Origin of the sequence: Pontitalea aquivivens (assembly GCF_046507575.1) — a bacterium.
GTDB lineage: Bacteria > Pseudomonadota > Alphaproteobacteria > Rhodobacterales > Rhodobacteraceae > Pontitalea > Pontitalea aquivivens.
This window is the reverse complement of sequence record NZ_JBKFEY010000045.1, coordinates 1-11,364: the sequence shown is the minus strand read 5'-3', so window position 1 is coordinate 11,364 and position 11,364 is coordinate 1. Positions and strand designations below refer to the sequence as shown.

Annotated in this window: 13 protein-coding genes; 8 read left to right on the top strand and 5 right to left on the bottom strand. The window is 61.4% G+C overall.

Features of this window, described 5'->3' with window-relative positions:
• The 4 genes from ACK8OU_RS19320 to ACK8OU_RS19305 all read left to right on the top strand — a co-directional run.
• Positions 1 to 262 (top strand): hypothetical protein (locus tag ACK8OU_RS19320; RefSeq protein ID WP_410304974.1); only part of this gene is annotated, 262 nt, incomplete at its 5' end.
• A gap of 91 nt (positions 263 to 353) precedes the next feature.
• On the top strand, positions 354 to 644 hold the full coding sequence (locus tag ACK8OU_RS19315) for a helix-turn-helix domain-containing protein (RefSeq protein ID WP_410304973.1): 291 nt from the start codon (positions 354 to 356) through the stop codon (positions 642 to 644).
• Positions 641 to 1,948 (top strand): type II toxin-antitoxin system HipA family toxin, encoded by a 1,308-nt coding sequence (locus ACK8OU_RS19310; protein ID WP_410304972.1) that lies wholly within the window; start codon positions 641 to 643, stop codon positions 1,946 to 1,948. Before ACK8OU_RS19315 ends, ACK8OU_RS19310 begins: the two co-directional genes overlap by 4 nt.
• A complete protein-coding gene (locus tag ACK8OU_RS19305) occupies positions 1,949 to 3,196 on the top strand; it encodes a hypothetical protein (RefSeq protein ID WP_410304971.1) in 1,248 nt (415 codons plus the stop codon).
• 5 nt (positions 3,197 to 3,201) lie between these two features.
• Here ACK8OU_RS19305 and recD2 read toward each other — a convergent pair whose 3' ends face one another.
• Both recD2 and ACK8OU_RS19295 read right to left on the bottom strand, forming a co-directional pair.
• Entirely contained in the window at positions 3,202 to 5,388 is a 2,187-nt protein-coding gene (gene recD2, locus ACK8OU_RS19300; RefSeq protein WP_410304970.1) for an SF1B family DNA helicase RecD2, read from the bottom strand.
• The gene (locus ACK8OU_RS19295; protein WP_410304969.1) at positions 5,385 to 5,861 is read right to left on the bottom strand and encodes a thermonuclease family protein; all 477 of its coding nucleotides are present in this window, start codon (positions 5,859 to 5,861) and stop codon (positions 5,385 to 5,387) included. Before ACK8OU_RS19295 ends, recD2 begins: the two co-directional genes overlap by 4 nt.
• Positions 5,862 to 6,026: 165 nt before the next feature.
• Between ACK8OU_RS19295 and ACK8OU_RS19290 the strand changes: the two genes are divergently transcribed.
• Positions 6,027 to 7,433, top strand: coding sequence for an exonuclease domain-containing protein (locus ACK8OU_RS19290; RefSeq protein ID WP_410304968.1), 1,407 nt, complete (start codon positions 6,027 to 6,029; stop codon positions 7,431 to 7,433).
• A gap of 12 nt (positions 7,434 to 7,445) precedes the next feature.
• On the opposite strand, the gene ACK8OU_RS19285 is transcribed toward ACK8OU_RS19290, so the two are convergent.
• Genes ACK8OU_RS19285 through ACK8OU_RS19275 form a run of 3 tightly spaced genes read right to left on the bottom strand, consistent with a single transcriptional unit; the run spans position 7,446 to position 9,397 of the window.
• The gene (locus ACK8OU_RS19285) at positions 7,446 to 7,592 is read right to left on the bottom strand and encodes a hypothetical protein (protein ID WP_410304967.1); all 147 of its coding nucleotides are present in this window, start codon (positions 7,590 to 7,592) and stop codon (positions 7,446 to 7,448) included.
• A 38-nt stretch (positions 7,593 to 7,630) separates the two neighbouring features.
• Positions 7,631 to 8,926 carry a peptidoglycan-binding domain-containing protein gene (locus tag ACK8OU_RS19280; protein WP_410304966.1) on the bottom strand — a complete coding sequence of 432 codons (1,296 nt, stop codon included), beginning with the start codon at positions 8,924 to 8,926 and terminating at the stop codon, positions 7,631 to 7,633.
• Between the two features lie 27 nt (positions 8,927 to 8,953).
• Positions 8,954 to 9,397, bottom strand: coding sequence for a glycine zipper family protein (locus tag ACK8OU_RS19275; protein WP_410304965.1), 444 nt, complete (start codon positions 9,395 to 9,397; stop codon positions 8,954 to 8,956).
• 200 nt (positions 9,398 to 9,597) lie between these two features.
• Between ACK8OU_RS19275 and ACK8OU_RS19270 the strand changes: the two genes are divergently transcribed.
• From ACK8OU_RS19270 to ACK8OU_RS19260, 3 genes are all read left to right on the top strand, one after another.
• Positions 9,598 to 10,500 (top strand): WYL domain-containing protein, encoded by a 903-nt coding sequence (locus ACK8OU_RS19270; protein WP_410304964.1) that lies wholly within the window; start codon positions 9,598 to 9,600, stop codon positions 10,498 to 10,500.
• Positions 10,493 to 10,951 carry a BREX-3 system P-loop-containing protein BrxF gene (gene brxF, locus ACK8OU_RS19265; protein WP_410304963.1) on the top strand — a complete coding sequence of 153 codons (459 nt, stop codon included), beginning with the start codon at positions 10,493 to 10,495 and terminating at the stop codon, positions 10,949 to 10,951. Before ACK8OU_RS19270 ends, brxF begins: the two co-directional genes overlap by 8 nt.
• Positions 10,952 to 10,964: 13 nt before the next feature.
• Positions 10,965 to 11,364 (top strand): DUF6079 family protein (locus ACK8OU_RS19260; protein ID WP_410304962.1); only part of this gene is annotated, 400 nt, incomplete at its 3' end.

Genomic DNA, 11,364 nt, shown 5'->3' with positions numbered 1-11,364 from the left:
CCGCAGGTTCAAATCCTGCCCCCGCAACCAAAATCCTCAAATAAAACAAACGCTTAGTTTCCTAGTGAAACACTGGGGAATTATGCGTGCGCGTTTACATCAACGCCACATCAACACCGCACCAGAAAAACCGGATTCGCCCGCAGCCGCATGCACTGGCGTGCATTGCCCCGCATTCGCGGGCATTCAGCCCGGCAAAAATGCTCTCCATCCCCCCGATTGGCTCTTACCTTATTCGATAAGGGGCGCGGAGGAAAGGTAGTGTCCATGCTGCGATTTACCGTTAAAGATAAATTGCCTTGAAAGCATGCCTGCCTGCCGCTACTATTACCGAAAAAGGTAAGGTTGCGTGAATGGTCGACAATGCTGAAAAGACCCTGCTGGCGGATGCCGGTCGCCGGATCCGAGAGACCCGGACGGCGCAGGGTTTGAGCCTGGAACAGCTGGCCCGCTTGACAGGCATCAGCGCCCCGGCGCTCTCTCTGATCGAAACGGGGAAACGTGATCCCCGGCTGACGACGCTGAAGCGGATCGCTGACGCTCTGCGCGCACCCCTCACCACGTTGATCGCCGACGGAGGCAGCGCACCCCCGCGCAGTTCCATGTCGCCCTCCGAGGGCTATGACCTTGGAGACTACCAGTGACGGCGTCTGTCCCCGTCTGGTTTGATGGCCTCGCAGTAGGGCAGGTCGACGTCACCGCTGATGGGTCTCTCTCTTTCCGATATGCGGATCGTTGGCTAAAGACGGCCGGGGCTTTCCCCTTGTCTGTGACGATGCCCCTTCGGGCCGAACCCTATCCCCCCGACGTCATCTCGCCTTGGCTGGCAAACCTCTTGCCGGAGGAAGACCAGCTCAAGGTTCTGACGAGATCCCTGGGCCTCGACCAAGCAGACGTCCTCGCGGTGCTGGCAGAGATAGGCGGCGATACCGCTGGCGCTCTGTCCTTCGGTACCGCGACCGATCGCGGTGCCTGGAAATATGCGCCGCTTACCGCTTTCTATGGTACCGCAGATCCGCGTCTGGCGCTCGAGCGCCACTTCGAGGATCTCGGTCGCCGGCCGTTTTTGGTTGGCGAGGAGGGCGTGCGTCAGTCGCTGGCGGGCGGCCAGAAGAAGTCTGCCTTGGCCGTGTTGGACGAGACGGGTGCGCCCGTGCTGCGCCTTCCGAAGGAGGGCGACGTCCTTGCCATCCCCCTCAACGGGGCGCCGTCCACCTTGATCGTGAAGCCCGACAACCCGAACCTTCCCGGCATCACCGAGAACGAAGTCTGGTGTCTGCGGATGGCGCAGGCCGTCGGGATCGACGCCGCGCAAGCGACCATCCTTCAGTCGTCAAAGCGAACCGCCATCGCTGTGCTGCGCTATGATCGCAGGGTCGGGCGCAGTGGTCAGCTCCTGCGCCTGCACCAGGAGGATTTTGCGCAGGCCAATGGTCTGCCGCCCGGCCGGAAATACGAGCGCGGCACGCTGCCCGGCCTCGACCTCAAAACCCTCCTCGAGACCGGTCGTCATGTGAGCGCGAGCGATGCCCTGGCGCTGCTCGATCAGGTGATCTTCAACATCCTCGTCGCCAACACCGACGCGCATGCGAAGAACTATTCCCTGATCCTGCCCGTAGGGGCCGCGTCGCGCCTGGCGCCGCTTTATGACGTCTCGACGGTGCTGTCCTGGCCTCATGTTGTGAAGACCTATGCCCAATCGATCGACGGCAAGAAGCGCAATCCGGACATGGTTGCGGGACGGCACTGGGAAGCCATTGCCCGTGAAAACGGCTACCGCCCAACCGATGTGAAAAACCGCGTGCAGCAGATCGTCGATGCACTGGTGGCAAACCGGGAGAAGATCACGGCTGACGTGAGCGCGCTTCCCGGTGCCACGAACGGCTACGTTACACAGACAGCCGAGGCCATCGAGACCAACGCCCGGCGCATGGCGGGGAGGTTGTAGATGGTGGCGAGGGCAACACACAAATGGGCATTCAAGCCGGGCATGCGCGCTGGCGCCTATAGCTGGAAGTCATCGGCCAAGGCGATCGAGCGGCTGAAATCGGCCAGCTCCGAGATCCGTGCCGTTGCGCGCGTCGATACTGTGACGGCCGCCGAAGGTGTCATCGCGCTCGCCCAGCGCATCTGGCCTGCCTTCGAGCATATCGACACATCCTCGGGCGCGCTTGGAAACGCAGTGCGCCGGACGCTGGAGGAATTGTTGCCGGTCCTGATCGAGGCGCCGGAGGACGAAAAGACCCGCGCGAAATGGCTCGAGCAGCTGCGCGAGGCGATCGAGGACGACGGCGTGGATTATCTCGCACCGATCGCAGACTGCTTTGGTCAGATTGCAGCTTACCCCTCTCTGATGAACCTGCATGCCGACAGGGACCTCGACATGATTGAGGCGGCTTGGTCCGACCACGTGCGCTTCATCCATGTGCCGACAGCGACGCTGACGCTCTCCTGCCTGTTGGAGGCTGGGCGGTATGACGAGTTGCTGGCGCTTCTTGAGCAGAAGAAGACCCGCCTCTGGTTTGATGAGAAGTTCGGCGCCGAGGCGCTGCTGCGCCAGGGGCGTGAAGACGAAGCTCTTGCCCGTGCTGAGGCCCTGCTCCTGGATCAGCGACGGCAATGGGGCCATGTCGAGATCGCTGCGTTCTGTGAACGCATCCTGGCCGGCCAGGGCCGCGAGGAAGAGGCCTATCGCCGCTTTGGCCTGCCTTCTGCCTCGGGCAACACCTATCTCGCGATGTGGCGCGATCTGGTGAAACGATACCCTGACCTCGATGCGCGTCGGATCCTCGAGGATCTGATCGAGATGCATGGCTCGAAGGGCAAATGGTTTGCCGCCGCGAAGACTGCGCGGTTCCTCGACATCGCGCTCGAGTGTGCCGCACATTACGATGCGGCGCCTGCAACCCTGATCCGCGCGGCACGCGACCTGAAACTTAAGGAGTCGAGCTTCGCAATGCAGGTCGCTTTGCAGGCCATCCGGCACCTCGTCGAGGGTCGGGGGTATGAGCCGACCCCGCTCGACATCGATGAAGCTGTCGAGCACCTGATGGTCGCGGCGACGCGAATTGGCGAGGTCGAGCATGCGCGACAGGCGCTTCAGCGGATTGCAGGGTCGGCGCTTTCGGCGGGCTTGATGGCTGAGAGGCTCGCGAGGAACATCGCGGCACTTGCGGCAGCGGATCGGGACAGCTGAAATGGCTAGGACGCCAGATTGCCGCCAAGCCACTCATCCAGCTTTGACCAGCGCCGACGCCCTGACACGTTCTTGACCGCGATAGCCACGGCCTTCTTCTGGCCCACCAGCACGACCAGCTTCTTGCCGCGGGTGACCCCGGTGTAAATCAGGTTGCGCTGCAGCATCGCGTAGTGCTGGGTCATGACAGGGATCACGACGGCGGGGTATTCCGATCCCTGGCTTTTGTGGATCGTCGCCGCATAGGCGGGGACCACCGTGTCGAGTTCGCCGAAGAGGAAGGTCACGGTGCGGCCGTCGAAGTTTACGGCCACCTCGCCGTCGTCGAGGTCGACATCCTCAATCATGCCGATGTCCCCGTTGTAGACGTCCTTGTCGTAATCGTTCTCGATCTGCATGACCTTGTCGCCCGGGGCGAAAGTCCAGCCGAAACGCTCGACCTTCTTCTCGCCGGCAGGGTTCAGCGCTGCCTGAAGCTCGACGTTGAGCGAGCGTGCACCGACCCCGCCGCGGTTCATGGGACAGAGGACCTGGATGCCCTTTATCGGATCGAAGCCAAAGCGCTGGGGGATGCGCTTGGCGACCAGCTCGACGATCCGCAGCACGGCCTGCTCCGGATCCGCAGCCGGCACGAAATAGAAGTCCGCTTCCCCATCGGGTTTGCCGAGATCGGGCAGTTGCCCCGCATTGATGGCATGCGCCGTGGTGATGATCTTGCTTTGGGCCGCTTGCCGGAACACCTCGGTCAGTCGGACCACGGGCACCGCGTCAGAGCCGATGATGTCAGCCAGCACCTGGCCGGGCCCGACAGAGGGGAGCTGGTCGATATCCCCGACAATCAGCAGCGCCGCGGTGCTGGGTACAGCCTTCAGGAGCGACTGCATCAGCAGCACATCGACCATCGAGCTTTCGTCCACGACCAGAAGGTCGCAGTCGAGTGGGTTCTCCTCGCTGCGTTTGAAACCGAAGGCCTTCGGGTCGAATTCTAGAAGCCGGTGGATGGTCTTGGCCTCCATCCCGGTGGCCTCGGTCATACGCTTGGCCGCACGACCCGTCGGCGCGCAAAGGAGCAGCTTCACCGCTTTGGCAGCCAGAATGCGCAGGATCGAGTTCACGATGGTGGTCTTGCCAACGCCTGGACCACCGGTAATCACCATGAGCTTCGAGCGCAGTGCCAGCCGGATCGCCTCGGCCTGGCTTGCCGCAAGAGTGAGGCCCGTCTTCTGCTCGATCCATGGCAGGGCCTTGTCTGCGTCGATCTCCGGCCAAGGCAGGGCGCCCGCGCGGATGCGCTTCACGTGCTCGGAGATCCCGCGTTCGGCAAGATAAAGCCCGGTCAGGAATATGCAGTCCGCATCGCCCACGCGATCGGCTGTCACAGTCTCTTCCGCCAGTTCCTCTTGCAGCGCGCTCTCGATCAGCGGGGGAGGGACCTCGAGCAGCTTGCCCGCCAGTCCGATCAACTCGGCCCGGGGAAGGCCGCAATGACCGTCGCCCATGGCTTCGGTCAGCGCGAAGGAAATCCCCGCGCGCACGCGGATCATCGCGGTCTTCTCGATCCCCAGCTTCTCGGCGATCGTGTCCGCGGTACGAAACCCGATGCCGCGGATGTCCTTGGCCAGCCGATAGGGGTTCTCGCTCATGACCTGCACGGCATCCGTGCCATAGGTTTTGAATATCCGCACCGCGCGCGCCGTACCCACCCCGTGCTGGTGCAGGAACACCATGATCTCGCGTATCACCTTCTGATCCGCCCAACCGGCGGTGATCTTGGCCGCGCGCATCGGTCCAATGCCGGTGACTTCACGAAGTCGCTCGGGCGCCGCCTCGATGATGTCGAACACATCCTTGCCAAAGGCTTTGACCAGCCGCTTGGCATATACCGGCCCAATCCCTCGGATCATGCCGGAGCCGAGGTATTTCTCGATGCCGTCGACGGTCGAGGGTGCCGAGGTCTTCAGGAAATGCGCCTTGAACTGCAGCCCGTGGGTTCGATCGTTCAGCCAGATGCCTGACGCCGTGATCCATTCGCCGGCTGATATCATCGCGGCATGGCCCACGGTGGTCACCAGATCCCGGTGGCCCCGCGCTTTCACCCGCAGCACGCAGAAGCCGTTCTCGGAATTGTGGAAGGTCACCCGTTCCACCAGGCCGGCCAGAACCTCCGTGGTGCTGTCGGCCTCGGGTTTCATGGTGTTCTTGCGCCGCGTCGCCAGTCCCAAGGCATGACAAAGCCGCCGGACCAAATATTCCGGCCAGCGCGTCGGGCTTCGGCCTCTTCTCCGACGTAGTCTCGGGAATACTGCCGATAGGCCACCGCCCAGCCTTCTTGGACCATCCAGGAATTGAGATCGACGCCGTCCTGCGAGCAGACTGCAATGGTGCGCCCGTAGCGGTCGATGTCGCGCTCTTCGCAGCTCACACTGCGGCGTCCGATCCGATCCGACAGGGCCAGTGCTGCCTGCTGGCCGCAACGCCACTCTTGGCCGGAGGGCCGGGTGCAGCGCTGACTGCTCTCCGGGGCATCAATCCCATGCAGGCGAATGCGCGTGCCGCGGATTTCGAGGGTATCCCCATCGGTGACGCTCGCAACGCCGGTGATTGTCTCCGCCGAAATCGACAGGGGCAGAAGCAGCAGGCAGAGGGTCAGGGTCGGTCGCAGCAAGAATCGGTCCGTCTTCGATTGTGGGGAGCGGCGTTGATCGCCGCTTGCTTTCTGCCACGCTCGCTGCGGTGGGTCGAGGCGCAAAGGTTAACGGGCGCATGAGCCTTGGCGCTTCCATCAAACTATGGCTGCTGACGAACTGCCCACCCCAAGCTACAGTGCCCCATGGATTTTGTATTCTACGACCTTGAAACCACCGGCATCTCGCCGGAGTTCGACCAGCCGCTGCAGTTCGCAGCGATCTGGACGGATGAGAGTTTCGTGGAGAGGGAGCGGATCAATATCCGTTGCCGCCTGGCGCCGCATATCCTGCCCTCGCCACAAGCGCTCGTCGTTACCCGCGTTGTGCCGGATCACTTGATCGATCCAAGTCTGCCGTCACTGCTGGACTTCGCGCAGCAGGTGGCCGAATTGACCCAACGCTGGTCGCCCTCGATCTGGGTCGGCTACAACACGATGAAGTTTGACGAAGAGGTCCTGCGGCAGACTTTCTATCAGAACCTCATGCCGAACGTTTACGCCACGCAGTTCAACGGCAACAGCCGCTTCGACATTCTGCCCGCCGTGTACGCCGCCTTCGTACGTGATCCGGATCTCTTCGCCTGGCCAACCGATGATACGGGGCGGCGGAGCTTCAAGCTTGACCGGCTTGCGCCTGCCAACGGGTTCAATGCACACAACGCCCACGACGCGCTTGGTGACGTCGAGGCGACCATCCATTTGGCCCGTCAGTTTGCGACCAGGAGCCCAGCGCTCTGGGCGGAGCTGCTGCAGGCGGCTCACAAAGCGCAGGTGCAAGGCAAGCTCGAAACCTTCCGTCCGCTTCAGCTCGTGACACGTTTCGGCGGCGGTGAGCCCCGCGCCTATACAGGCTGCTTCTGCGGTTACTCCCAGGGCAACGCCGCGCAGGCGGCATTCTTTGATCTTGATGCGGCGGATCCCGCGGAGCTGATCACCGCCTCGGATGAAGCGCTTTTTGCTGCGGTGGATGGCACGCCGAAGATCATCCGTGGTGTCTCTACGAACAAGGCGCCGGCACTTCTTGATTTGCCGGCGCCCAGCGCCCAGCATCTTCGCCGCGCCGCGATCATTGCGGATACTCCAGCGTTTCGGCGGAGGGTTGGCGCTGCGATGGCAGCGCGTTTCGTCGAGGATCCCGAGGCGCCGCCGAAACCCGTCGAAAAACAGATCTATGGCGCGTTCTACTCGAACGCTGACAAGCAGCTCCTTCAGGAATTCCAACGCGCCGACTGGCCGCGGCGACAGGAAATCGTGGCCAGCCTTTCAGATCCGCGCCTTCGTCAGTTGGGGCGGCGACTGGTGGCGTTCCACAGCCCCTCACTCTTGAACGCCGAGGAGACGACGCGGTTCAACGCCTACTTGCGAGAAAAGTGGTCCGCCGACGACACGCCGGAAACCGAATGGATGACGTTGACCAAGGCCAGGGCGGCGATTGACGCGCTGCGTATTCAGGAAGCTGCGTGCGTGGCAGAGCTGGATGCAATCACGACGTTCATAGAGGGGTGGAGCGCCCGCGCATTCGCTGTTGCCATGAGCGAGAGCTCCGTCTGACCACCGACACCGTCAATTCTGGCTCTTCTTCGTCTTCAGGATGGCCGCGATGATCAGTCCGATGGGTCCAAGCACAACGCCCCAGATCGCGCCACGTGCTCCGTCCACAAAGATGCCGATCACGCCAAAGATGATCGCGCCCGCGATGATGAATTCCATGTCATGTTCCTTTTCGACGAATGGTTTGGAAAGCTGGCCTATTCACCGGCTGAAACGCCCAGCGCTTCGAGCGTTGCTCGGTCCGGTGCCCCGGTCGGTGGCAGCCCGTTCTGCTCCTGGAATGCTCGGAGCGCATTGCGTGACCCAGCGCCCCAGACGCCGTCAGGCGTTCCTGCGTTGAAGCCCCCGGCATTCAGCATCGTTTGGATGGCACGGTAGTCGTCGCGGGAGAGATCGAGCGTGGACCAGCCACATGCGCCAGCTACAGCCTCGATCGCCTCCTGAATGCCGGCAAGGTCAAACTCCGCGTCATAGCGTCGGCCATTGCCATCGGTCAGCCGGATGAAAAACTCTTCGGCATTGTAGAGGTCGCGCAAGAAGCCTTCGGACGCAGATCCAAAGAGCCCAGCGCCCTTGTTGTTGGTCAGTTCGTTCCAACGGGTCGACTGCGCTGGTGCGTCGTCGATCCGGTAGTTGATATCGAACGAGTTCCGTCGAATGGCGCTCATCAGAAAATCGTCTTGGACAAAGACGATGGATGTCTCGCCTTCCCGACACTGCGCGAGAAGCGCGGTGATCCCGCTGAAGCTGCGCGCATCATAGGCCGAATAGTTGATGGCAACGACGGATGGGCTGTCATCGATCGCAGCGCGCTCCTCGTCGATCACCCACCAGCCCGAAATCCGATCCCCCTCGTTGTGCGCCTGCTCGAACGGAGCAAGGCTGTAATCGATGTTCGGGTGGTCGGGATCCGCCCAGGGTAGGGCCGCCGTCCCCTCGTCACCATCTGCTGTGGCCGCGGGTGATGGTGCATCGTGGCTTGGCGTCGTCGGAGCCACCGCTTGAGGTGTTACTGGGAACGCGATGCCATAGCGCGCCTGCAAATAGGCCATCTGCAACTGGGCCAGGGTGAGCTTTTCTGTTTCGACGCGGCTTAGCGCTACAGCTTGTATCAGACCGCCAGCGGATGCGGCTTCGCGTTCGGCCGCTTCGACACGCTGTTGTTGCGCCGCCATCTCGCCAAGAAGCTGCTCTGCACGTTCGGGATTAGGTTCTACGGCTGGCACGCTGACTTCGATGGTCGCGCCTGTGGCCTCAGCCTCTTGCCGGGCCTCAACGATCGTGCGCAACAAAAGCAGTGCTTCTCGTCGGCTTTCGGCGAGCATGCGGATCAGACCACCATCGTAACGGGCGATCGTGGCATCCACTTCGGTGATTTGACTGTCGATGGCGGCGATCTCTGCATCGAGCGCCGAGCTTTCCTGGGCCATTGTATGCCCAGCAAGGCAGGTACTGATCAGCAGCGAGGCGGTGAGCGTGCGCAGTTTCATCATGTCGGATGTCCTTTCAGCGAAACGCGTTTAACCGCGGCCAATGTCATTCAGGATCGCGTGGCCACGCTCGGCCATGCAGCGATCGACGATGCGACGCGGGCCAAATGTCACGAGGTCGTGGGTGTAGTCAGTGGATGCCGCCCCTGCGGCCATTCCACTGGCTGCACCATACGCCACCATCTCCCCCTGATAGCCACTGCCGCTTCCAACCACCGCGCCGGTGATTGCGCCGACGAGCAATCCGGCCATGATGTTTGCGCCCATCTGCTCTTCTTGTCGCTGACGGTAGTCCGCCTCGACCTGCACGGCGACCGCCCGGCATGCTTCAAGATCGCGCTCAAATCGCGCCATGTTGGTGCGTTCCGGATCGACCACGGGGCGGTATTCGGTGAGGGGCTCAAGTTCGGCGCAGCCAGCGATTGCCAGCACCACGAAGACGCCAAATGCCCGTGGCTTCGAAGAAGTTTTCATGCAGCAGCTCCTTTTCCCTTCCCGAAAGCAGATCGGGAGGGTTATGCTGAGGTGAGCCCCCAGGTTTGTGATACGTCTAAGAACGTGACGGGCTCGTCACGAATCGGCTTTCAGGTGCGTCCAAGGTCCGTTGGTCGGCTTGGTGAGTCAATCAAAAAACTAGACGCATGTATCCATGCGACATATAGATAGGGCAGAGAGTGACTCGCAAGAAGGGCAAGCAGCTGAACTGGGGTGTCGAACGGCGATACGAGTTCATCGAGTTCCGTCTCTTCTGGCAGGGCCGGATCAACCGAGGGGACTTGATGGACGCGTTTGGGGTTTCGACACAGCAAGCATCGCTGGACCTGAACGCCTACATCGAGCAGGCAAAGCGCAATCTTGTCTACGACAAGAGCCTCAGAACTTACCTGCGCGGGAAGCTCTTCAAGCCAAAGTATTTGAAGCCCGACGCCGAGGAGTACTTCGCCCAGCTGCGCGCGGTGGACCAGGGATTGGTCAGCGCGGAGCAGAGCTGGATCAGTTTCTTCCCGAGCTTTGGGGCCACGCCGACGCCCGCGCGCGGGGTGGCGCCGGAAACCCTGCGCGACGTGTTAGCCGCGATCCGCGAGCCTGCTGCGCTGCAAGTCACCTACCAATCCATGTCGCGACCGGAGCCCAGCGCGCGCTGGATCGAGCCGCACGCCCTCGCCTTTGACGGCTTCCGTTGGCATGCCCGCGCGTTCTGCCAGAACGACCAGGTCTTCAAGGATTTTCTGCTGTCGCGGATTGTTGAAGTTGGCGGGCAGGAGCCTGTCACAGCAGAGCCTAGCGCAGATGAGGCATGGCACAATGAGGTGGTGCTCGAGATTGGCCCACACCCGGACCTCTCAGACAACCAGCGCCGTGCCATCGAAATGGACTATGGGATGGAAGCGGGTCGTGCTCAGATCGCTGTCCGTCGCGCGCTTTTGTTCTACGCACTCAAGCGACTTGGGCTCGACACCGACCCCGCAGCGCGCAAACCCCAGGACCAGCAGATTGTGCTTTTAAATGCGGACAAGGTTCGCTCCGGCTCAGAAGCGAGCGGTATGCCTGTCACGAAGGGGCCGCCAAATGATTGATGACCTCGAGCGGGTAGTGAGCGACATCGGATCGCTAAACAGCAAGCTTGTTCTTTTGGTAGGCCGGCCACGCTCTGGTAAAAGCGCGTTGTTGGGCAAGCTTTCGGAAAGTATGCAGGTTCAAGTGTTGAACGTGGGCGTGGCACTTGGCAGAGATCTGCTTTCCCTTTCAAGGGCCCGAAGAAACTTGAAAGTGTCAGAGCTATTTAAGGCTCTTGCGGATTCGGCATCTGCCAACGGTATCCTCTTGCTCGACAACATCGAGCTCCTGTTCGACAGAACGCTTTTTGTTTCGACACTCGACCTATTGAAGAGCCAGTCGCGCGTCCGCCGTGTCGTCGCAGTGTGGCCGGGAGAGTTTCGCGACGATCGCCTGTCTTACGCCGTATCGGGTCATCCAGAATATCAGGACCACAGCACTGAAGGTGTGGTCATCTTCAAAGTAAGTTGAAAGGGGAACGGGGATGCCGATGCACTATGGCGATCTCATTCAGTTCGAGCAGATTGAATCGGTCATTCAGCTGTTGGATGCCAATCGGCCTGAAGAGGCCAAGAAGCTGGTTTCGACCTACGTCATTTCCGACGACATGGCCGAACGCATAGCGAACCAGATGATCCCGCAAATTTCGTTTGACGAAAGCGTTGATCACAAGGGGGTGTTGGTCGTCGGCAACTACGGGACCGGTAAATCTCACCTGATGTCCGTACTGTCGCTCGTGGCAGAAGATGCTGCTTACCTCCCAATGATCCGGCATCCGAAGGTGGCAGAAGCGGCCACCTCGATTGCGGGCAAATTCAAGGTGCACCGGATCGAGGTATCCAGCCAGATGTCTCTCCGTGACATCATTACTCAGCAGCTCGAGC

Bases quoted from the DNA above. Each gene is read 5' to 3' on its own strand.
- ACK8OU_RS19315 (WP_410304973.1), top strand. From the start codon at position 354: ATGGTCGACAATGCTGAAAAGACCCTGCTGGCGGATGCCGGTCGCCGG.
- ACK8OU_RS19305 (WP_410304971.1), top strand. From the start codon at position 1,949: ATGGTGGCGAGGGCAACACACAAATGGGCATTCAAGCCGGGCATGCGC.
- recD2 (WP_410304970.1), bottom strand. From the start codon at position 5,388: ATGAAACCCGAGGCCGACAGCACCACGGAGGTTCTGGCCGGCCTGGTG.
- ACK8OU_RS19290 (WP_410304968.1), top strand. From the start codon at position 6,027: ATGGATTTTGTATTCTACGACCTTGAAACCACCGGCATCTCGCCGGAG.
- ACK8OU_RS19285 (WP_410304967.1), bottom strand. From the start codon at position 7,592: ATGGAATTCATCATCGCGGGCGCGATCATCTTTGGCGTGATCGGCATC.
- ACK8OU_RS19280 (WP_410304966.1), bottom strand. From the start codon at position 8,926: ATGATGAAACTGCGCACGCTCACCGCCTCGCTGCTGATCAGTACCTGC.
- ACK8OU_RS19275 (WP_410304965.1), bottom strand. From the start codon at position 9,397: ATGAAAACTTCTTCGAAGCCACGGGCATTTGGCGTCTTCGTGGTGCTG.
- brxF (WP_410304963.1), top strand. From the start codon at position 10,493: ATGATTGATGACCTCGAGCGGGTAGTGAGCGACATCGGATCGCTAAAC.